Origin of the sequence: Bacillus sp. ME78, assembly GCF_903970865.1 — a bacterium.
GTDB lineage: Bacteria > Bacillota > Bacilli > Bacillales > Bacillaceae_G > Bacillus_A > Bacillus_A cereus.
On the sequence record NZ_CAJCKK010000009.1, the window covers coordinates 1 to 20,592 of the forward strand.

The following is a 20,592-nucleotide window of genomic DNA, read 5'->3' on the forward strand; positions in this document are numbered from 1 at the left end:
GAAGAGCTAGAAGAAGTAGAAGTAATTGCAGAAACAGAAGAATCAGAAGAAGTGGAAGTAATCGCAGAAACAGAAGAAGTAGAAGTGATTGCAGAAACAGAAGAATCAGAAGAAGTGGAAGTAATTGCAGAAACGGAAGAGTCAGAAGAAGTAGAAGTGATTGCAGAAACGGAAGAGTCAGAAGAAGTAGAAGTAATTGTGGAAACGGAAGAGCTAGAAGAAGTGGAAGTAATTGCGGAAACAGAAGAATCAGAAGAAGTGGAAGTAATTGCAGAAACAGAAGAGCTAGAAGAAGTAGAAGTAATCGCAGAAGCAGAAGAGTCAGAAGAAGTGGAAGTAATTGCGGAAACAGAAGAGCTAGAAGAAGTAGAAGTGATTGCAGAAACGGAAGAGTCAGAAGAAGTAGAAGTGATTGCAGAAACAGAAGAGCAAGAAGAAGTAGAAGTAATTGCAGAAACAGAAGAGCAAGAAGAAGTAGAAGTGATCGCAGAAACAAAAGCGCCTGTAGTAGAGACATTTGTAGCACTTGAGGAAATTCAGCAAGAAGATGAAGTAATTGAACAAAACAGTGAATTCATACATGTAGCTGAGGCTGATGAACAGACAAAGAACGATGTTCAAAGCTTTGCGAATGTTTTAATTGCAGAAACAGAAGAAAATAAACGAGTTGTAGAAGAAGCACCGGTCGTAGAAGAGCAATCAGTTGAAGAAGAAGTGCCGGTCGCAGAAGAACAACCCGTTGTAAAAAAAGAAGAACCAAAACGTGAGAAAAAGCGTCATGTACCATTTAATGTTGTTATGTTGAAACAAGATAGAACACGATTAATGGAAAGACATGCAGCTAGAGCAAATGCAATGCAGCCTTCTGCTAATGTACGAGTAGAGAATAAGCCAGTACAACAAGAGGTAGCAGAACCACAAGTGGAAGAACAACCAATGCAACAAGAGGTAGTAGAGCCACAAGTGGAAGAACAACCAGTGCAACAAGAGGTAGTAGAGCCACAAGTGGAAGAACAACCAGTGCAACAAGAGGTAGTAGAGCCACAAGTGGAAGAACAACCAGTGCAACAAGAGGTAGTAGAGCCACAAGTGGAAGAGCAACCAATGCAACAGGTGGTAGTAGAGCCACAAGTGGAAGAGCAACCAATGCAACAGGTGGTAGTAGAGTCACAAGTGGAAGAGCAACCAATGCAACAGGTGGTAGTAGAGCCACAAGTGGAAGAGCAACCAGTACAACGAGTAGTAGTAGAATCCCAAGTAGAACAACCAATACAGCAAGTAGTGGTAGAGCAAGTACAAAAGCCAATTTCAAGTACGGAAGTAAAAGAGAAGGCATATGTTGTAAATCAAAGAGAGAACGATATGCGAAATGTATTGCACACACCACCGACATATACTGTTCCACCATTAGCGTTGTTGTCAATTCCACAGCAAACAGCGCTAGATAATACAGAATGGTTAGAAGAGCAGAAAGAATTATTAGATACAACGTTTAATAATTTCCATGTTGGAGCACATGTTATTAATGTATCGCAAGGACCAGCAGTAACTCGTTTTGAAGTGCAACCAGACCCAGGCGTGAAAGTAAATAAAATTACAAATTTAAGTGATGATATTAAGTTAAGTTTAGCTGCGAAAGATATTCGTATTGAAGCGCCGATTCCAGGGAAGAGTGCGATTGGGATTGAAGTTCCAAATAAAGAAAGTAAGCCAGTATTTCTTCGTGAAATTTTAAGAAGTCCTGTATTCACAAAGAGTGAATCACCGCTTACTGTTGCGCTTGGACTTGATATTTCAGGGGATCCAATTGTAACGGATATTCGAAAAATGCCGCACGGACTTATTGCGGGTGCAACGGGTTCAGGTAAAAGTGTGTGTATTAACGCAATTTTAACGAGTATTTTATATAAAGCGAAACCACATGAAGTGAAGTTAATGTTAATTGATCCGAAGATGGTTGAGCTTGCACCATACAATTCTGTTCCGCATCTTGTAGCACCTGTTATTACGGATGTAAAAGCAGCAACAGCTGCATTAAAATGGGCAGTTGAGGAAATGGAACGCCGTTATGAATTGTTTGCACACGCAGGTGCTCGTGATTTAACTCGCTACAATACGATTGTAAGTGAGCGAGAAATTCCAGGAGAGACATTACCTTATATCGTTATTGTCATTGACGAGTTAGCTGATTTAATGATGGTAGCACCAGGTGATGTTGAGGAAGCGATTTGTCGTATTGCGCAAAAAGCACGTGCTTGTGGTATTCATTTATTAGTAGCGACGCAGCGTCCATCTGTAGATGTTATTACAGGTTTAATTAAGTCAAATATTCCAACGCGTATTGCGTTTACTGTATCATCTCAAGTTGATTCACGTACGATTATCGATATTGGGGGCGCGGAGAAATTACTTGGCCGTGGTGATATGTTATTTTTAGGGAACGGTACATCTAAGCCAGTTCGTATACAAGGTGTCTATGTATCGGATGATGAGATTGAAAAAACAGTTGATCATGTGAGAAAGCAAATGAAGCCGAATTACTTATTTAAGCAAGAGGATTTATTAGCGAAAACAGAACAAGCTGAGTCGGAAGATGAATTGTTCTTTGATGCATGTCAATTTGTTGTAGAACAAGGGGGAGCGTCCACATCTTCTGTACAGCGAAAATTCCGCATCGGTTATAATCGCGCGGCACGTCTCATTGAAGAGATGGAATCGCAAGGAATTATTTCTGAAGGTAGAGGAACGAAACCGAGAGATGTCCTTATTTCTGAGGATGAATTTGCCGCTATGCAGGAAACAAATGTATAGTAAACGGTTTTGCTGTATACTAAGAGAAAATGTTGGATAGTAAAGTAGGGAGTAAAGCGACATGAAAGAAATTGAATTAAAATTAAAAGGTGAAATAAATAGACTAACAAATAAAACATTTAAATTTGACGAACGTGTTGGAGAAGGTTGGTTCTCTGCCGTTTACTTTTTAAAGACTAGAGAAATCATCGAAGAATTTCGCCCGAAAAGTGTTGTAACGATGCAATTTTTCCAAAAGGAAAATGCAGTTCTTTGCGGAACGGATGAAGTAATTGCATTGCTGCAAACATTCGCTAAAAATCCTGAGGAACTTGAAATTAACTCTTTAAAAGATGGCGATAAAATTAGTCCATTTGAAACAGTGTTAACAATTCATGGTCCTTATGAGAATTTCGGATTTTTAGAAGGTGTTATTGATGGGATTTTAGCTCGTCGTACATCGGTTGCAACAAACGTATATAATGTTGTCCAAGCTGCACGTAGTGTAGATAAAGAAAAACCAGTTATTTTCATGGGAGATCGTGACGATCATTATACACAACAAGCTGGTGACGGTTATGCAGCATACATCGGAGGTATGAGCGCACAAGCGACGCATGCGATGAATGAATGGTGGGGCAGAAGTGGTATGGGAACAATGCCTCACGCATTAATTCAAATGTTTAATGGTGATGTTGTAGAAGCGGCAAAAGCATATCATAAGAAATTCCCAGAAGATGAATTAGTTGTACTAATTGATTACAATAATGATGTTATTACAGATGCACTTCGTGTAGCGCGTGAGTTTGGATCAACATTAAAAGGTGTGCGTGTAGATACGTCTCGCACAATGATTGATCAATACTTTATTCGCCACCCAGAAGTACTTGGAACATTCGATCCACGTGGTGTAAACCCATCGCTCGTATTTGCACTTCGCAAGGCGCTTGATGAAGAAGGATTCCAGCATGTAGACATCGTTGTAACTGGTGGATTTGATGAAAAACGTATTCGTGAATTTGAAGCTCAAAAGGTACCTGTTGACATATACGGGGTAGGAAGTAGCTTGTTAAAAATGAATATTGGCTTTACTGGTGATAATGTAGAATTAAATGGGAAACCAGAAGCAAAAGCTGGTCGTAAATATCGTCCAAACCCACGTTTAGAGCGTGTTCAATTAGAAAAAAGAGAAGATATGTAAAAGAGAGAAAAACTGATAGGTGATTGACCCTATCAGTTTTTCTGTTATCATAGTATAGCGGCTTCTTTTTTGCTATAATGGACTTGTTATGGACATATAAAGAAGTACGTACGAGTTTATCCTGATAAGTGAAGGGAAAGAATAACTTCACTACATCAAAAATGTATGATGATTACCAAAATAAGAAAAGATTCATATACTGTCTTATAGATAGGCCGTTGTATTAGTTCGAAATGTTGGAGGTTCTTTAAGATGACAGTTTACCATTTTGTAGGAATTAAAGGAACAGGAATGAGTTCATTAGCGCAAATTCTTCATGATATGAAGCATACTGTTCAAGGGTCTGATTATGAAAAGCGTTTCTTTACACAAACAGCGTTGGAAAAGCGTAGTATCTCGATCCTTCCTTTTGATAAGAATAATGTAGAAGAAGGACAAGTGATTATTGCAGGAAATGCATTTCCTGATACGCATGAAGAAATCGTAGCAGCAAAAGAATTAAACATCCCAGTCCATCGTTACCATCATTTCTTAGGTGACCTGATGAGCCAATACACAAGTGTTGCTGTAACTGGTGCACACGGAAAAACATCAACAACAGGTTTGTTAGCCCATGTAATGCAAGGTGCACACCCGACATCTTACCTTATTGGAGATGGAACAGGGCATGGGGTAGAAAATAGTAAGTATTTTGTATTTGAAGCTTGTGAGTATCGTCGTCATTTCTTGTCTTACAATCCAGACTATGCAATTATGACGAATATTGATTTTGATCATCCAGATTATTTTGCAGACATCAATGATGTATTCAGTGCATTCCAAGAGATGGCATTGCAAGTGAAAAAAGGCATTATTGCATGTGGAGATGATGAAGAACTTCAAAAAATTCAAGCGAAAGTACCTGTTATTTTCTATGGATTTGGAGAAGATAATGATTTCCAAGCACGTAACATTCAAAAGAGAACAGATGGCACGATATTCGATGTATTCGTTCGTAATACGTACTATGACACGTTCAAAATTACAGGATACGGCAACCATAGCGTATTAAATGCATTAGCAGTAATCGCGCTTTGTCATTATGAAAACGTTGATGTAGAAGCAGTAAAACATCAATTAACAACTTTTGAAGGCGTAAAACGTCGCTTTAATGAAAAGCCGATGGGAGAGCAAGTAATCATCGATGACTACGCACACCATCCGACAGAAATTAATGCAACGATTGAAGCTGCTCGTCAAAAACATCCAGAGCGTGAAGTTGTCGCTGTATTCCAGCCACATACATTCTCACGTACAGAAAAGTTCTTAGATGAGTTCGCAGAAAGCTTAAGCAAAGCTGACCAAGTATACTTATGTGATATTTTCGGATCAGCACGTGAAAACAAAGGTGAATTAACAATCGAAGATCTGCAAAAGCGTATTGACGGTGCAGAATTAATTACAGATACAACAACGGATGTATTAAAGAAACATAAAAACGGCGTTCTAATTTTCATGGGCGCAGGTGACATCCAAAAATTCGAAGCAGCTTACGTAAAAGAAGTTCAGGTTGCAGAGAAATAATAGAAAAGACGCATAGCGGTGGCTGTGCGTCTTTTTTGTTGTGTTCAACTTTTATTTATGTATTGACCTAGAGCTAACTCTAGGTTGTAAGATGAAAATGTAAAAACAAGGGGGAGAGAACATGTATAAAATCGGTGAAGTAGCAGAATTAACAGGGATGGGCATTCACACTTTGCGCTACTATGAGAAATTAGGTTTATTACCACCACCAACGCGATATAGTGGTATTCGTCAATATACAGAAGGCGATGTACGTTTATTAAAATTTTTATATTCATTAAAACAAACTGGGATGTCATTAGAAGAGATGGCTGAGTTTGCAAGTGATGGGTGCATTATAGAGGAAATTAGGCAGAAGAAAGAGGAAGTACCAGCGAAAGTAAAAAAGAGAATTTCCATTTTAATAACGCACTTGGAGCGATTAAAAGAACAGCAGGAACAATTGCAAAAAGTTGTTCAGCTAACGGAGGAGAAGTTAGAAATTTATTACGGTTTTCTAGAAGAAAAGGACTTGGAGGCCGGCAATGAAAAATAAAGTATATACGCAGTTATTAGGTTTTGCGATATTTACTGGTGGGACATTTAATGCGTCGAAATATGCGGTGCAGTATTTCGACGTAATTCATATAGCAGCATGGCGTTTTGGGATTGCTGCATTTGTGATGTTATGTTTGTTAAAAATACGAAAAGATTTTGATTTGGAAGTATGGATGCAGAATAGGACCTATTATCTTTTGCTAGGTATTGTTGGTGTATTCGGCTTTAACTTCTTTTTCTTTTTAGGAATGAAATATACAGAAGCTGTTAATGGTGCACTTATTATGGCGACAAATCCTCTCGTTACGACGCTGTTAGCAAGTGTCATTTTACGAGAGAAAATTGTGAAGCACCAAGCTATTGGAATGTTACTTGCACTAATTGGCGTTGTTTTTGTACTTACACAAGGTTCGTTTACAATACTACAACATTTATCATTTTCAAAAGGGGATTTTTATATTTTATTAGGGAATATTTGCTGGGCGTTATACGGCGTGCTAGGCAGACGGTTTATTAAAACTGGTAATCCAATACAAACGACGACATATACGATGACTATTGGTGCACTTGCCTTTATTATCATATCTTCTACACAAAAAAGTATAGTACCAGTTTTAGAAATTCCTTTGTTGGCATGGGGAGCAATTCTCTTTATGGCAATTGGAATGAGTGTGCTTGGTTACTTATGGTGGAATAATGGAATTGCTCAAATTGGTGCAGCAAGGACATCTTTATTTTTTAATCTAGTGCCTGTTGTTACAATACTTATTTCTTTTATTGAAGGAGTCAATATAACATCTGCACAATCTGTAGGAATGATATTAGTTATTACGGGAGTATCGTATTCTTCTGGTTTTATACAAAGAAAATCAAAAGAAAGTGTTAATATTTAACTTTTTACACCTAAAAATGTTAGAATAATAAGAAAACTGAAAAGGGGACTAAAAAACATGTTCACACTCCGAGTAGATGACGAAATCGAACTACAATTACTAGAAAAACATCATAAAGAGGAATTATATCAATTATTAGATCAAAACCGTAATCATTTACGAAAATGGCTCCCTTGGGTAGAGGGGACAAAATCTGCTGATGCTTATGATGAGATTTTTCCGATGTGGTTAAAGAAGTTTGCAGAGGGAGACGGTTTTGAAAGTGGTATACGTTACAAAGGAAAGCTCGTTGGGATGGTAGGTATTCATCCAGTGAGCTGGGGGAAGAAAGCCGCGAGTCTTGGGTATTACCTTGCAGAAGATGCTGGAGGAAAAGGCGTTATGACGCGTAGCGTGAAGGCTGTGCTTCAATATGCATTTGAGAATTTAAAATTAAATAAAATGGAAATCCGATGCGGTGTTGAAAATGTGAAAAGTCGCGCTATTCCAGAGCGTTTAGGGTTTAAGTTAGATGGTATTTTACGAGATGAAGAATGGTTATATGATCATTTCCATGATGTCGCTGTATATAGTTTATTAGCTTCAGAGTGGAAAGAAATTCGATGAACGAGAAAATTCGTATTGTTCCGTATGAAAGTACGTTTCAAGAGGAAGTAGTAGATCTTATCGTTCATATTCAGCAAAAAGAGTATAATGTTCCCATTACGAAAGAAGAGCAACCTGATTTACTTGAAATAGAAACATTCTATCAAAAGGATCACGGAAACTTTTGGGTAGCAATTTATGATGGTAAAGTAGTTGGAACAGTAGCTTTATTAGATATTGAGAATCATCAAGTAGCGCTAAGAAAAATGTTCGTACAAAAAGAGTTTCGCGGAAAAGAATGGGGCGCATCACATATGTTGCTTCAAACAGCAATTTCATGGGCTAAGGATAAAAAATTGAAAGATATTTACTTAGGAACAACAGTAAAATTTTTAGCGGCACATCGTTTTTATGAAAAGAATGGTTTTCAAAGTGTGAGTATAGATCAGTTGCCGAAAAATTTTCCAGTGTTACAGGTAGATAAGAAATTTTATAGGTACATTGTGTAAAAGGTCATTTAGAAATGGCCTTTTTCTATGAACCAAAATGGAAAAAGTGGTATAATTTGGATTAGGGGGTGTAGGTATGAACTTTCCAATTCAAAGAAGTAAGTCAGTAGTCATTTTTGTTTGTCTTACGTTAGTTTTTATGTTTATATATCCAATTGTCATGCTTTTCACTAATAAAGCGCATTGGATGTCAGCGTTGATTGGGATGGGTTTATGCTTCATTGTAAATGTACCACTCGTTTGGGAGGTATTTATTAAAAAACATAAAGTAGAAAATGGCGTATTAAAGTACGGTATTTTAAATGATGATATTGTATTAAAAGATGTGAGAATTATACGTCAGGTCGGAAAGTCTCTTGAAATTACGACGAATGCATATAAAGTACATATAATTGCGATGCCGCAAAATATGAATGAATTTTTGGCGCTTATCGAGAAAGAAAATCCACATGTGAAAATAGAAATGGTAGGTAAGAAATGAAATATGTAAAACCTTTGTTTTGTTTGGAAATTTTGCTTGTGTTTGCTATTTGCACTAGGGTAAATATGAAATGGAGTCTGCCTTTATATGTACCAATATTAATAGGTACTATCGCAGTGGCGCTTTTATATTATTTTCATTTTCAGCAAACAAAAAGTAAGAACAGTAGATCAATATAGGGTGAGGATAATAAAAAACGCTCGGATATAATTCCGAGCGTTTTTTATTATTTTAAGTTCTCTGGGTTTAAAGCTTCTAATTCAGGTACAACGAAACGTCCGTCTTTACGGATTAGTACGTCGTCGAAGTAAATTTCACCGCCGCCGTATTCAGGGCGTTGGATGCATACTAAGTCCCAATGGATGTTTGAGTTGTTACCATTCCATGCATCGTCGTAAGCTTGTCCAGGAGTGAAGTGGAAGCTGCCATCGATTTTTTCATCGAATAGGATGTCTCCCATTGGATGTAAGATGTATGGGTTTACGCCGATTGCGAATTCACCAACGTAGCGTGCGCCTTCGTCTGTATCGAAGATTTTATTAATGCGTTCTGAATCGTTTGCAGTTGCTTCAACGATTTGGCCGTTCTCGAACTTAAGTTGTACATTTTCAAATGTATAACCGTTGTAAGGAGATGGTGTGTTGTAAGAAACTGTACCGTTAACAGAGTCACGAACTGGTGCAGAGTATACTTCACCATCTGGAATGTTTAAATGACCTGAGCATTTAATTGCTGGAATGCCTTTAATAGAGAATGTTAAGTCAGTTCCAGGACCAGTTAAACGAACTTTATCTGTTTTATTCATTAATGTAACAAGGCTATCCATCGCCTTATCCATTTTACCGTAGTCTAAGTTACATACTTCAAAGTAGAAGTCTTCGAAAGCTTCTGTACTCATTTTAGCAAGCTGTGCCATAGAAGCATTTGGGTAGCGAAGAACAACCCAGCGTGTTTTTGGAACGCGAATGTCTCTATGAACTTTTTTGCCAACTGTTTGGCCATGAACTTTCATACGCTCACTTGGAACGTCAGCTTGTTCATTAATATTATCGCCAGAGCGAAGACCGATATAAGCGTCCATGTCTTTCATTACGCTTGCTTCATATGCAGCGATTTGTTCGAAATGTTCTTCAGTAGCACCCATTAATAAAGAGCGATCTACTTGATGATCTTTTAAAGAGACGAATGGGAAACCACCAGCTGCATATGCTTCTTTTACAAGTGCAGTTACAAGTTCTTTTTGTAAGCCAAAGTTTTCAATTAATACTTTTTCACCTTTTTGTAAGCGGATAGAGTAGTTAATTAAATTGTATGCTAACTTTTCAATACGTGGATCTTTCATATGTAAAGCCTCCCTACTAATTATGTATCCTCTCCTATTGTAACCTACTTAGTGGAATTTGTTGAATGATTTATGTTACAGTTAACGAATAAGTATGAAAATTCTAATGATGAGATAGGGATTAGAATGAAACGGAAAATGATTGTATAATAGGGGAAAGTATGAAAAAGATAAAGGAAGTGATGAAATGCAAGTTCTTTTATATGTAAGTGCGGCTATTATCGCGGTTGCTTTCGCAGTATTAGTAGTGTATGTATGCAGAACGTTGTTATCGGTTCAGAAGACGTTAGAAAACGTTGCAAGCACGTTAGAAGGTTTAGAAAAACAAATGCAAGGAATTAGCGTAGAGACAGAGCAATTATTACATAAAACGAATGCGTTAGCTGATGATATTCAACAGAAGTCACAGTCATTAAATAAAGTGGTAGCGGGTGTAGATGGGATTGGAACGACAATCCAATCTTTAAATACGAAGCTTCGTAATGTATCAGACTCTGTAACGGACGAAATTGAAAATAACGCTGATAAAGTAGCGCAAGTTGTACAGTGGAGCAGTGCGGCGATTGAAGTATACAATCATTACCGTGCGTCGAGACAAGAGAAGAAGGTTGAAAAAGAAGAGCGTAAATTAGAAAGAATTGAGAAAAACGCTGAAAAGAAAGAGAAGCGCTCTAGATTTCGTATGAGAGGTGAATCGTGATGAATATGACAAAGCTTGAAACAATTGAAGAGCTTGAAGTCTTAGTAGAAAAGAATGAGCCGTATGTTCTTTTTAAACATAGTACGACATGCCCGATTAGTCACGGTGCATACACAGAATTTCAAGCGTATTGCAGTGAAGAAAGAGAAGTGCCAGCGTATTACTTATACGTACAAGATGCAAGAGATGTGTCAAATCGTGTTGCAGAACAATACAGTATTAGACATGAATCACCGCAAGTGCTATACATAAAAGATGGGATGGTAGTATGGAATACATCTCATTGGAATATTAAAAAAGATGCTTTAGAAGAGAATATAAAGTAAAAAGAAGCAAGCTAAAGGTGCTTGCTTCTTTTTTTTGTTTTTGTTGAAATATATTTAATGGTACACTATTAATAGTTCAAACTAAATAACTAGATTGTTGAAAGTAGGTTTTAAGTAATGAAGAAAATGGCATTATCCTTCGCAGTCGTAAGTTTATTACTGGGAGCTTGTAGTAACAATAGTAATACGATTAGTAAGAAGGATGAAGTTATACAAAAAGATACAAAAGAAAAAAGTATGATTCCGAGAACTGCTGTTTCTAAAGATTATTATAGAACTGTTATTCCTTTAAAAGAACAAAAGGTTATTAATACAGCTAATATAAAAACAAATTCTAAATTAGATTTAGCAGAGTATGAAAATGGTTTAATAAATATTGCAACGCAGCAATTTGATACAGAGAGCCACGTACTGCAATTAAATCAGTATATTCCAGAGAAACTAGTTGATGAACTAGTTGCGAAAGTAGAAGCGCCAGTTTTGACGAATATTATAGAACAAGACTATTTCGGAAAACAGAATTCAAATGAATTAAGTTTATCTGGTGTTATGATTGGCTTAGCTATGTCTTCAAGTGTATCGAATGAAGAAGCTATGTCTAAAGGGTCTGAAGTTGCTAAACAACTTATTGAAGCTATTAACAAAAATGATAAATATAACAAATCTCCAATTACGTTTGCTATCTTTAAGCAAGAAAGTACAAGTTCTTTAAAAAATGGTACGTATATTGCTAGTGCTACTGTTCAAAAGAATGATACGAACCTTGGAAATTGGAGTACAATTGATGAAAAGTCGTATTCATATCCTTCTGATGAATTTACACAAGCACATGGAGAAGATAATACAAAAATAACTAACTTTGCTAAGGAAATAAAAGGTTTTTCTACTGGAGATTTTATTCCAGTCAACGCAAAAGTTTCTTATAAGAAAGATCAAATGGATACATTAAATATGAATATTGTTATTAAATATAACGGTAAAACAGAATTAATGGCTCTTACCCAATTGGCTGCGCAAGGTATGTTGGACAAATTGCCTAAAGATGCGAAAGTACAATTACAGATCAAGTCCGAGAGTAAAATTGAGGCCGTTATTATAAAAGAGAAAAACAGTGATAAACCGTTTGTTTCCTTCTTGTAAAAAAGACAGTATGTAAACTGTCTTTTTTTTATTTTAAATGAAAATATACAATGTTTTTTGATGATAATTCATTGCTGTATATCGTGTGACAATCGTATATGTATCAACTATAATAAGTTATCTTAAAAAAGTAATATATAGGAATTTGAAAGATGTGGCTTTTTTATGGCATCACAACAATTAGGTCGTTTAAGTTCTGAAATTGATCAACTTAATTTACAAATATTAGAGTTATTAAACGAAAGAGGTCGTCTCGTACGAGAAGTTGGTACTTTAAAAGAAGTATAAGGTGTGAAACGTTTTGATCCTGTACGTGAAAGAAATATGCTGGATTTAATTGTAGAGAATAATAATGGTCCATTTGAAACTTCGACTTTACAACATATTTTCAAACAAATTTTTCAAGTTGGTTTAGAGTTACAAGAAGAGGATCATCGTAAAGCACTACTTGTGTCTTGTAAGAAAAAATAGAAGATACGATTGTTGAAATTAATGCGTGGTGGTGCTTTCAAGCCACATACTTCACCGTATGATTTTCAAGGTCTTGGATTAGCAGGATTACAAATTTTACGCCAAGTAGCAGATAAATATGATTTGGCTGTTATTAGTGAAATTTTAAATCCAAATGATATTGAGATGTCATTAGATTACGTTGATGTTATTCAAATTGGCACTCACAATATGCAAAACTTTGATTTGCTAAGGGCAGCTCGTGCTGTAAATAAACCAGTATTATTAAAACGTGGTCTATCAGCAACGATTGAAGAATTCATTAATGCGGCAGAATATATTATGGCAAAGGGAAATGGGAACATTATTTTATGTGAACGAGGTATTCGCACGTATGAAAGAGTGACGCGTAAGACGCTTGATATTTCCGCTGTACCGATTTTAAAGAAAGAAACACATTTACCTGTTGTTGTCGATGTAACGCATTCTACAGGGCGACGTGACCTTCTCTTATCAACTGCAAAAGCAGCGATGGCAATTGGTGCAGACGCAATTATGGCTGAAGTACATCCAAATCCCGCTGTAGCTTTATCAGATGAAGCGCAGCAAATGAATATTCCGCAGTTCAATGATTTTATGAATGAATTAAAATCATTTGGAAGTAAATTATAAAAACTTTTAATGAGCTGTTCCAATAAGGCGTTTTGGGGCATCTGTATAGAGACTGTCATTGTCGATTTTTGTTGGTAAGTTGATATATTTAAAAAATCGCTGATATAATTAGAGTTGTGGTAGATATATTTGGAAAATCGCTGATATATTTCGAGTTACGGTTCATATATTCGAAAAATCGTCGATATAAATTTCATTTACTATCGTACTGCTTAAAATAAGATTTCTACTTAGGAAACATCTATTTTTTTACAAAAAATGCTCTTTTTTCATAAAAAATACGAAAATACGAGAAAAGAAGCGAATTTTTTCGAAACTTTTGCGGGAAAATATTGTATGAGCCTGCGTTTTTATCGTATCATTAGTAAAAGGAAGAACTCGGGACGATTGGTGGCATCTGCAAATAGAGTTGATGTCTTTTTTTCATTCAAGTAACCGATACATAAAAATAGATAACAAAAATAGAAGGAGTGTGCGATGAGATGAACGTAACAATCTATGATGTAGCGCGCGAAGCGAACGTTTCAATGGCTACCGTATCACGCGTTGTGAACGGTAACCCAAATGTAAAGCCTACAACAAGAAAGAAAGTATTAGAAGCAATTGATCGTTTAGGGTACCGCCCAAATGCGGTAGCACGTGGACTAGCAAGTAAGAAGACAACTACAGTAGGTGTTATTATTCCTGATATCTCAAATACGTTTTATGCAGAACTTGCACGTGGAATTGAAGATATCGCAACAATGTACAAATATAACATCATTTTAAGTAACTCTGACCAAAACAAAGAGAAAGAGTTCCATTTATTAAATACGATGCTTGGAAAGCAAGTGGACGGAATTGTTTTCATGGGTGAAGATATTACAGACATTCACATTGAAGAATTTAAAAAATCTCCAGTACCAATTGTATTAGCAGCGTCATTCGATGAGCAAAATGAAACGCCATCAGTAAATATTGATTATACACAAGCAGCTTATGATGCAATGAAGCACTTTATTGAGCAAGGACATAAGCGTATCGGTTTCGTCTCTGGTCCATTCATTGATAAAGCGGGAAGCGCGAAGAAGTTACAAGGTTATAAAAAAGCTTTAGAAGAAGAAGGTATTTCATATGATGAAAATCTTGTAATCGATGGAGATTACACATATGACTCAGGTATCGAAGCATTCGAAAAGCTTTGGAGCAATGATGAAAAGCCAACAGCAATCTTCGTATCGTCTGATGAAATGGCACTAGGTGTAATCCACGCAGCACAAGACGCTGGATTAAACGTACCAACTGACGTAGAAGTACTTGGTTTTGATAATACACGCCTTGCATTAATGGTTCGTCCGCAACTTTCAACAGTTGTACAACCGATGTATGATATCGGTGCAGTAGCAATGCGTCTATTAACAAAGTATATGAACAAAGAAAAAGTGGAAGATCACACTGTTATCTTACCTCACCGTATCCAATTTAGAGATTCAACGAAGTAAGTATAAAAAAGCTCACAGCGATTGCTGTGAGCTTTTATTCATATTCAGGATAATATTTTTCAATTACTGTATCTACAGTTTCATTTTTCTTAACGTGTAAAAATCTTGCGTACAATTCTTTTCCAGTTTCAAATGGCGTATCGTCTAATTCAAACACATGTAACACTTTTCGGAACGTCCATGTGATTTGCTCATCATACATATTATCGTATGTGTGCTCCGATTGTATAGCTATATTTTCACCTAGTTCATGAGCTTCTTCTAAACTGTTTGCTTTAACAAGAATAATACTTTCTTCAAAAAGTGTATCGTGATTCTCTTCATAATGCTCATCAATTTTCGTAGGATCAGGCTCACCAGCATGAACAGACTCAAACAATAATTTTACAGCGTACACATTATGCTGCATGTTTCACTTTATAAATAATACTTGCGACAAGCGAAGCAGGTATTGTAAATAAGTTACTTTGATAATGGTAATGCACTTGGGATTCTTCATAAGACATGTTGTCATATAGTTCGTTTTGTGAGACATTCATTTTTTTCTGTTTTTCTTTGAGCATTTTAATGTAGTTGTACTGTATTGGGACGAGAATGATGAAATAAGCTAATACGATTAGTGAAATCCAAATCATTATGAACACTCCCTTACAAAGAATATTTGTATATGGTAATTATATCGATTTATATGAAAAATATCCATATTTTCCTAGTGGTCAATTTCTTTTCCAAAATGCAAAAAGTTCTTCAGCGCTTCGTAAATTATGTTCAAGGCATGTTTGGGCAGTGCGTTTTAAAACTTTGTATTAACTGTTCTAATCTAGAAGGATCATATTGTTTCACATGGCCAGTAATAATGGTTTCATCTTTGTCTAAGTCAATTGTAATTTAATCGAATCGCTCTACTTGTTTAAAATATCCTACAATATCATCTTCCAATTGAAATTCTCCATAGTTTATAGCTTATTTAGAAGATTTCTCTATAAATTGTATGATTCCTTGTTATATGTCACATAAGTGCAAATTTACCTATTATAGGGCAATGTCATGTATAATAGAAAGAAAAGGCTTGTGAGGGGGGAGAAGAGATGATCGTTCTTTGGATAATTACGCTTTGTATGACTGCTATTTTTGCATATATGACGTTAAAACAAAATGGCTTAAAGCGATTTGTTCCAGGAAGTATTCTTGCAGGAATTGCCCTTATCACGTATGTAATTTCTATTTTTATTGAAAGTGTATCAGTAGATATGAGCACAAGTTTAATGTTTATTGGTATTACACTATTTGCAGGTAGCATTATGGTACTTATGGTTGCTGGTATTATTTTATTTATTCATATGAATTCGGAAACGTTATAACATATAGAAAAGGCATGTCCCGAGGGACATGCCTTTTTATCCGTTCAATTATGCTCTATCTTTAGAAGAGTTTTGCTGTTTTAGTAAGTCGCGAATTTCGCCAAGAAGTTCTTCTTCTTTTGTTGGTTCTGGAAGTCCTTCCTCTTTTTCTTCTTCTCTTTTAGATGTTAGTTTGTTGAAAACTTTAACAAACATAAAGATAGCAGCTGCAATAATTAAGAAATCAAAAATAGTTTGGATGAAGTTACCATACATAATAGATGATTTACCGAATGTAATTTTTAAATCTGTAAAGTCAACGCCACCTAATACCATACCAAGTAATGGTGTGATGATATCTTTTACTAAAGAACTAACGATTTTACCGAATGCAGCACCGATTACAACCCCGACAGCTAAATCGATTACATTACCTTTGAATGCGAATTTTTTAAACTCGTTCCACATGTGTTAATCCCATCCTTTCCACGATTCATTATGAAATTTATAATTCCTATCAACATATTCTATAGAAATTTACGAGAGAAATAAAGAGGAAATGGGAATGAAAGTAAATTCTGAAAAATGTATCCGTTTTAATTTTTGTTTACATCATCTAGTAAAGATTGTAGCATTTGCTGCGTTTTTAATCCTTCTAATCCATCTACAACAGGCTTTGTATCTCCTTGTACACATTCAATAAAATGATGAACAGCATCTTCAAAACCACGTTGTTTTAACGTTGTATCCCATGATGGGGAACCGCTTTGTGAAACTGAGTTTTCCTGTTCAATTTCAAATGTGTTCATATTTTTTACGCGAATGATTTTCCCTGGCGTTACAAGTTCAATTTGTTCTAAATTTGTACCGGCATGGCGATGCATTGCAGTAGAAAGTAACAGTCCACTTGGAGTTGTATATGTATGATGTCCGTAAAGAAGTTCATTCTTTTCATTGATTTGCATCATATTGTGAACGACGTTAAGGTCATTATTAGCTAACCAGCGAGCTGTATCTACAATGTGTAAATAATCATCTAACATAGTGAAATCGTACGTATATGGCCCGACTTTATTTGTGCGATGCTTTTCAATTCGAATCCATGAAATATCATTAGCCTGTTCTTTGGCAGCGACATACATAGGAACGAATCTGCGATTAAATCCGACCATTAATTTTCGGTTATATTTCTCGCTCAACTCGACTAGTTGCTCAGCTTGTTCCACTGTAGCTGCTAGCGGCTTATCAACATAAACGTCGATCCCTTTTTTCAGAAGTTCAGAAACGATTTCATAATGTGATGCAGTTGAACTATGCACGAAGATTGCATCGCATTCCGAAGCTAACATTTCAATAGAATGAAAGTCTTGAATCCGGTATTGCTGGCAAACTTGTTTTCTTTTTTCTGCGTTAGGTGTAAACGCCCCTACAAAATTCCAATCAGTTTCTTTTGTAAGTGTTGGAAGATAGGCCTTTTGCGCAATACTTCCAAGTCCAATCATCCCAATTTTAGGTTTGTTCATTTTTATTCCCACCCTATTAATATTAATGTAACGGCTTAAATGTAGCATAGGGTGGGGGAGGAAGGCAAAAATTAGCTTTTTACTTACGTCCTTCTAACAAAATCTTCTCTATCTCTTCAAAGTGATGAGCGCGAGCATGCTCTAACGGGGTAACACCATCATGGTCTGGAATATTTACATCTGCACCGTGCTCAATAAGAAGGCGAATGACTTGTTGCTGTGTTTCGTTTCCGTTATTTAGTACGATGGCTTCCATTAAAGCTGTCCATCCGAGGTTATTTACATGATTTACATCAATATTTGTTCGAGTGAGGAGTTCTTTTATAACTTCAATATAGCCATGTTCTGAGGCTGGGATAAGAGCTGTTCCACCGTAACGATTTGTAATCGTAGGATCTGCACCAGCATCAATTGTTAGCTTTAAAATGTCTAAGTAACCTTCCGCACCGGCGTATAGAAAGGGATTGTTTTTCATGTCATCTTGGATATTTACATCAGCACCAGATTCGATAAGCGCTTTTGCGGTTTTTACATCATTTTTGTATGTAGCAATCATAAGCGGAGTGCGTCCTTGATTATCCGTCGCATTTATATTTGCGCCTTGTTTTAGTAAAGATATAACAGTATTCGTTTCATTTTTTTCAGTAGCTGCTAGTAGTGCAGTCTCCATGTTTGTCATCTCCTTTTTTACTTCTTGTTCTTGCGAGCATCCTTGTAAAAAAATTACGCAACATATCATACTGAATGTTTTTTTGAACATGGAATTTCAACCTCCTAATTTCAACTGTAAAATAGGAACATTAAATTTTTATAAACTGACGCTAAAATTACTATAAAATCGCTTGAGTATTTGAACATATATTTTTATGCTTATGAATATGAAGGATGGGTAAAGTGAGGATGTAAATGATGTCTATTAAAACAAGGTTTTTATTTTCTTATATTGCTGTAATTCTCGTTTCTATTACGCTCATATTAGTCGCGGGATTTTTAATTGTTTTTTCGATAACAGGTGACTTGGAAGCAGTGAAAAATTTCTATAAAAGTTCTTACATTCAAAAGCCGCTTACACCAGAAGAAGAGAATGCCTATCTTGAATTAAAATTAGCGGCAAAGCAACATCAATCTCAATTATTAGATGAATCGTTCGTTTCATCAATTGAAAAAGAAGGCGTGAAAATAATTGTAAGAAAGGGAGAAAACATTTCTTATGCTACAAAGGGTTTTGAAAGTTCGACTTTAACAGAAGCCCTTCCGAAATTTGAAGCAGCAAATATTAATAGTCGTGGTACAACGGAACTAGGTGATACATTTTATCGATATGTAAAATTTGATTTTTATTTTGCAGAGAAAGAAGAAGGGAGTATATTTGTACTAAAAAAGCAAAGTTCATTTGTAGATCTTACACAAAAATTATTTCCAATCTTATTCGTATCGCTTTTACTATTAGCTATTTTACTTATTGGGTTATTAAGTTATCTCGTTTCAAGAAGTGTAATAAAACCAATTTTTGTATTGAAAGGCGCAACAGAGAAAATTAAAGAAGGAAATTTAGATTTTCAAATGCCAGTTACATCGCACGATGAAATAGGTCAATTAAATCAAGGATTTGAGGAAATGAGGAAGAAGTTAAAAGAATCGATTGAAGTACAAACGCAGTATGAAGAAAATCGAAAAGAACTTATTTCAAACATATCGCATGATTTAAAAACACCGATTACATCTATTATCGGATATGTAGAGGGAATAAAGGACGGGGTAGCAAATACGCCAGAAAAAATGGATAAGTATTTAACGACAATTCACACGAAGGCAAAACATATGGACACACTCATTGATGAACTCTTTTTGTTTTCAAAGCTCGATTTGAATCGAGTTCCATTCCAATTTGAGACAGTTGAATTAAATACGTTTATGCAAGAATTAATAGAAGAGATGCAGATGGATTTAAGTGAAGAAGGTATAGAAGTTAACTTACAATTACATTCATCGCCATTATATGTAACGGCTGATTGCGAAAAGATAAATAGAGTTATATCAAATTTAATTCATAATAGTGTGAAGTACATGGATAAAGAAGAGAAGAAAATTACTGTAACAGTATCGAGTGATAACAATAAAGTTATTGTGAAAGTGATGGACAATGGATCAGGTATAGAATCTGATACGCTACCGTATATCTTTGAACGTTTTTATCGTGCAGAACAATCGCGAAATTCTAGCACAGGTGGAAGTGGACTTGGTTTAGCAATAGCGAAGCAAATTGTTGAAGAACATGGCGGGGAAATTTGGGCGGAAAGCGAGCTTGGTAAAGGCACAAGCATTTTCTTCTCATTGGAAAAAGTAGAGGAATGTGGTGAGTAAATTGAAAAGAATTTTATTAATAGAAGATGAAGTAAGTATTGCAGAATTACAGCGAGATTATTTAGAAATTAATGATTTCCAAGTTGATGTAGAGCATTCAGGAGAAATAGGTTTACAAATAGCCCTGCAAGAAGACTATGATTTAATTATTTTAGATATTATGCTCCCGAAAATGAACGGATTCGAAATTTGTAAACAAATACGTGCTGTAAAAGATATTCCGATTCTACTTGTTTCAGCAAAAAAAGAAGATATAGATAAAATTCGCGGACTCGGATTAGGAGCGGATGATTATATAACGAAACCGTTTAGTCCAAGCGAATTAGTTGCAAGAGTAAAAGCACATATTGCCCGTTATGAAAGATTATCAGGAAATGTAAGTAAGCAACGTGATACGTTATATATTCACGGAATTTCTATCGATCAACGAGCGAGGAAAGTTTTTATAAACAATGAAGAAGTGGCATTTACAACGAAGGAATTTGATTTATTAACATTCTTTGTAACACATCCAAACCAAGTATTAAATAAAGAACAGTTATTTGAACGCATTTGGGGATTAGATTCCGCTGGTGATTTAGCCACTGTTGTCGTCCACATTAGAAAGCTACGTGAAAAAATTGAAAGAGATCCTGCCCACCCGCAATATATTGAAACAGTATGGGGAGCTGGTTATCGTTTTAATGTGTAGGGAA

Annotated in this window: 22 protein-coding genes and 1 pseudogene; 17 read left to right on the plus strand and 6 right to left on the minus strand. The window is 35.8% G+C overall.

All coding sequences use genetic code 11. The features are described from left to right. The 9 genes from H6481_RS12325 to H6481_RS28805 form a co-directional block, all read left to right on the plus strand. A partial coding sequence (locus H6481_RS12325; RefSeq protein WP_182811879.1) for a DNA translocase FtsK occupies nucleotides 1–2,811 on the plus strand: 2,811 nt, incomplete at its 5' end. A 61-nt stretch (nucleotides 2,812–2,872) separates the two neighbouring features. After that, nucleotides 2,873–3,991, plus strand: a complete 1,119-nt coding sequence (locus H6481_RS12330) for a nicotinate phosphoribosyltransferase (protein ID WP_000658372.1) — start codon at nucleotides 2,873–2,875, stop codon at nucleotides 3,989–3,991. A 252-nt stretch (nucleotides 3,992–4,243) separates the two neighbouring features. Continuing rightward, entirely contained in the window at nucleotides 4,244–5,554 is a 1,311-nt protein-coding gene (gene murC, locus H6481_RS12335; protein ID WP_000219469.1) for a UDP-N-acetylmuramate--L-alanine ligase, read from the plus strand. 121 nt (nucleotides 5,555–5,675) lie between these two features. Continuing rightward, entirely contained in the window at nucleotides 5,676–6,089 is a 414-nt protein-coding gene (locus H6481_RS12340) for a MerR family transcriptional regulator (RefSeq protein ID WP_182811881.1), read from the plus strand. Next, nucleotides 6,079–6,984 (plus strand): DMT family transporter, encoded by a 906-nt coding sequence (locus H6481_RS12345; RefSeq protein ID WP_182811884.1) that lies wholly within the window; start codon nucleotides 6,079–6,081, stop codon nucleotides 6,982–6,984. Before H6481_RS12340 ends, H6481_RS12345 begins: the two co-directional genes overlap by 11 nt. 57 nt (nucleotides 6,985–7,041) lie before the next feature. Continuing rightward, nucleotides 7,042–7,590, plus strand: coding sequence for a GNAT family protein (locus tag H6481_RS12350; RefSeq protein WP_182811887.1), 549 nt, complete (start codon nucleotides 7,042–7,044; stop codon nucleotides 7,588–7,590). Further along, complete coding sequence (locus tag H6481_RS12355) at nucleotides 7,587–8,078, plus strand: GNAT family N-acetyltransferase (RefSeq protein WP_182811889.1); 492 nt, start codon at nucleotides 7,587–7,589, stop codon at nucleotides 8,076–8,078. Before H6481_RS12350 ends, H6481_RS12355 begins: the two co-directional genes overlap by 4 nt. Nucleotides 8,079–8,154: 76 nt before the next feature. Then, nucleotides 8,155–8,559, plus strand: a complete 405-nt coding sequence (locus H6481_RS12360; protein WP_182811892.1) for a PH domain-containing protein — start codon at nucleotides 8,155–8,157, stop codon at nucleotides 8,557–8,559. Next, nucleotides 8,556–8,738, plus strand: coding sequence for a hypothetical protein (locus tag H6481_RS28805; RefSeq protein ID WP_259347367.1), 183 nt, complete (start codon nucleotides 8,556–8,558; stop codon nucleotides 8,736–8,738). Before H6481_RS12360 ends, H6481_RS28805 begins: the two co-directional genes overlap by 4 nt. Nucleotides 8,739–8,785: 47 nt before the next feature. Here the strand turns inward: H6481_RS28805 and H6481_RS12365 are convergent, their stop codons facing one another. Further along, complete coding sequence (locus H6481_RS12365) at nucleotides 8,786–9,901, minus strand: aminopeptidase (protein WP_182811895.1); 1,116 nt, start codon at nucleotides 9,899–9,901, stop codon at nucleotides 8,786–8,788. A gap of 187 nt (nucleotides 9,902–10,088) precedes the next feature. Here H6481_RS12365 and H6481_RS12370 point away from each other — a divergent pair, with 187 nt between their 5' ends. From H6481_RS12370 to ccpA, 5 genes and pseudogenes are all read left to right on the plus strand, one after another. Beyond that, complete coding sequence (locus H6481_RS12370; RefSeq protein ID WP_001197721.1) at nucleotides 10,089–10,601, plus strand: DUF948 domain-containing protein; 513 nt, start codon at nucleotides 10,089–10,091, stop codon at nucleotides 10,599–10,601. Next, nucleotides 10,601–10,927, plus strand: coding sequence for a bacillithiol system redox-active protein YtxJ (ytxJ, locus tag H6481_RS12375; RefSeq protein ID WP_001057469.1), 327 nt, complete (start codon nucleotides 10,601–10,603; stop codon nucleotides 10,925–10,927). Before H6481_RS12370 ends, ytxJ begins: the two co-directional genes overlap by 1 nt. Before the next feature lie 117 nt (nucleotides 10,928–11,044). Beyond that, nucleotides 11,045–12,067 (plus strand): CamS family sex pheromone protein, encoded by a 1,023-nt coding sequence (locus H6481_RS12380; protein ID WP_000738029.1) that lies wholly within the window; start codon nucleotides 11,045–11,047, stop codon nucleotides 12,065–12,067. Nucleotides 12,068–12,232: 165 nt separating this feature from the next. Then, nucleotides 12,233–13,189 (plus strand): annotated as a pseudogene (locus tag H6481_RS12395) (bifunctional 3-deoxy-7-phosphoheptulonate synthase/chorismate mutase). A gap of 482 nt (nucleotides 13,190–13,671) precedes the next feature. After that, nucleotides 13,672–14,670 carry a catabolite control protein A gene (gene ccpA / locus H6481_RS12400; RefSeq protein ID WP_001103303.1) on the plus strand — a complete coding sequence of 333 codons (999 nt, stop codon included), beginning with the start codon at nucleotides 13,672–13,674 and terminating at the stop codon, nucleotides 14,668–14,670. Between the two features lie 34 nt (nucleotides 14,671–14,704). On the opposite strand, the gene H6481_RS12405 is transcribed toward ccpA, so the two are convergent. Together H6481_RS12405 and H6481_RS12410 are read right to left on the minus strand one after the other, a co-directional pair. Further along, a complete protein-coding gene (locus H6481_RS12405) occupies nucleotides 14,705–15,067 on the minus strand; it encodes a DUF4288 domain-containing protein (RefSeq protein ID WP_003271799.1) in 363 nt (120 codons plus the stop codon). 1 nt (nucleotide 15,068) lies between these two features. After that, nucleotides 15,069–15,305 (minus strand): DUF3949 domain-containing protein, encoded by a 237-nt coding sequence (locus H6481_RS12410; protein ID WP_000637898.1) that lies wholly within the window; start codon nucleotides 15,303–15,305, stop codon nucleotides 15,069–15,071. 453 nt (nucleotides 15,306–15,758) lie between these two features. On the opposite strand from H6481_RS12410, the gene H6481_RS12415 reads away from it, so the two are divergent. Next, the gene (locus tag H6481_RS12415) at nucleotides 15,759–16,031 is read left to right on the plus strand and encodes a DUF3917 domain-containing protein (RefSeq protein WP_000636589.1); all 273 of its coding nucleotides are present in this window, start codon (nucleotides 15,759–15,761) and stop codon (nucleotides 16,029–16,031) included. Nucleotides 16,032–16,079: 48 nt separating this feature from the next. Here H6481_RS12415 and mscL read toward each other — a convergent pair whose 3' ends face one another. The 3 genes from mscL to H6481_RS12430 form a co-directional block, all read right to left on the minus strand. Beyond that, nucleotides 16,080–16,478: a large-conductance mechanosensitive channel protein MscL gene (gene mscL, locus H6481_RS12420; protein ID WP_182811900.1), complete on the minus strand. Its 399-nt coding sequence runs from the start codon at nucleotides 16,476–16,478 to the stop codon at nucleotides 16,080–16,082. 128 nt (nucleotides 16,479–16,606) lie between these two features. Then, entirely contained in the window at nucleotides 16,607–17,533 is a 927-nt protein-coding gene (locus tag H6481_RS12425) for a Gfo/Idh/MocA family oxidoreductase (protein WP_078400679.1), read from the minus strand. Between the two features lie 79 nt (nucleotides 17,534–17,612). Then, the gene (locus H6481_RS12430; protein ID WP_053563542.1) at nucleotides 17,613–18,293 is read right to left on the minus strand and encodes an ankyrin repeat domain-containing protein; all 681 of its coding nucleotides are present in this window, start codon (nucleotides 18,291–18,293) and stop codon (nucleotides 17,613–17,615) included. 149 nt (nucleotides 18,294–18,442) lie between these two features. On the opposite strand from H6481_RS12430, the gene H6481_RS12435 reads away from it, so the two are divergent. Together H6481_RS12435 and H6481_RS12440 are read left to right on the plus strand one after the other, a co-directional pair. Further along, nucleotides 18,443–19,897 carry a HAMP domain-containing sensor histidine kinase gene (locus H6481_RS12435; RefSeq protein WP_000023857.1) on the plus strand — a complete coding sequence of 485 codons (1,455 nt, stop codon included), beginning with the start codon at nucleotides 18,443–18,445 and terminating at the stop codon, nucleotides 19,895–19,897. Between the two features lies 1 nt (nucleotide 19,898). Then, a complete protein-coding gene (locus H6481_RS12440) occupies nucleotides 19,899–20,588 on the plus strand; it encodes a response regulator transcription factor (protein WP_078400720.1) in 690 nt (229 codons plus the stop codon). Nucleotides 20,589–20,592: the final 4 nt, after the last annotated feature.

Excerpts from the sequence above, each read along its gene's own strand:
- H6481_RS12330 (WP_000658372.1), top strand. The coding sequence starts at position 2,873 with ATGAAAGAAATTGAATTAAAATTAAAAGGTGAAATAAATAGACTAACA.
- murC (WP_000219469.1), top strand. The coding sequence starts at position 4,244 with ATGACAGTTTACCATTTTGTAGGAATTAAAGGAACAGGAATGAGTTCA.
- H6481_RS12340 (WP_182811881.1), top strand. The coding sequence starts at position 5,676 with ATGTATAAAATCGGTGAAGTAGCAGAATTAACAGGGATGGGCATTCAC.
- H6481_RS12345 (WP_182811884.1), top strand. The coding sequence starts at position 6,079 with ATGAAAAATAAAGTATATACGCAGTTATTAGGTTTTGCGATATTTACT.
- H6481_RS12350 (WP_182811887.1), top strand. The coding sequence starts at position 7,042 with ATGTTCACACTCCGAGTAGATGACGAAATCGAACTACAATTACTAGAA.
- H6481_RS12355 (WP_182811889.1), top strand. The coding sequence starts at position 7,587 with ATGAACGAGAAAATTCGTATTGTTCCGTATGAAAGTACGTTTCAAGAG.
- H6481_RS12360 (WP_182811892.1), top strand. The coding sequence starts at position 8,155 with ATGAACTTTCCAATTCAAAGAAGTAAGTCAGTAGTCATTTTTGTTTGT.
- H6481_RS28805 (WP_259347367.1), top strand. The coding sequence starts at position 8,556 with ATGAAATATGTAAAACCTTTGTTTTGTTTGGAAATTTTGCTTGTGTTT.
- H6481_RS12365 (WP_182811895.1), bottom strand. The coding sequence starts at position 9,901 with ATGAAAGATCCACGTATTGAAAAGTTAGCATACAATTTAATTAACTAC.
- H6481_RS12370 (WP_001197721.1), top strand. The coding sequence starts at position 10,089 with ATGCAAGTTCTTTTATATGTAAGTGCGGCTATTATCGCGGTTGCTTTC.
- ytxJ (WP_001057469.1), top strand. The coding sequence starts at position 10,601 with ATGAATATGACAAAGCTTGAAACAATTGAAGAGCTTGAAGTCTTAGTA.
- H6481_RS12380 (WP_000738029.1), top strand. The coding sequence starts at position 11,045 with ATGAAGAAAATGGCATTATCCTTCGCAGTCGTAAGTTTATTACTGGGA.
- ccpA (WP_001103303.1), top strand. The coding sequence starts at position 13,672 with ATGAACGTAACAATCTATGATGTAGCGCGCGAAGCGAACGTTTCAATG.
- H6481_RS12410 (WP_000637898.1), bottom strand. The coding sequence starts at position 15,305 with ATGATTTGGATTTCACTAATCGTATTAGCTTATTTCATCATTCTCGTC.
- H6481_RS12415 (WP_000636589.1), top strand. The coding sequence starts at position 15,759 with ATGATCGTTCTTTGGATAATTACGCTTTGTATGACTGCTATTTTTGCA.
- mscL (WP_182811900.1), bottom strand. The coding sequence starts at position 16,478 with ATGTGGAACGAGTTTAAAAAATTCGCATTCAAAGGTAATGTAATCGAT.
- H6481_RS12425 (WP_078400679.1), bottom strand. The coding sequence starts at position 17,533 with ATGAACAAACCTAAAATTGGGATGATTGGACTTGGAAGTATTGCGCAA.
- H6481_RS12430 (WP_053563542.1), bottom strand. The coding sequence starts at position 18,293 with ATGTTCAAAAAAACATTCAGTATGATATGTTGCGTAATTTTTTTACAA.
- H6481_RS12435 (WP_000023857.1), top strand. The coding sequence starts at position 18,443 with ATGTCTATTAAAACAAGGTTTTTATTTTCTTATATTGCTGTAATTCTC.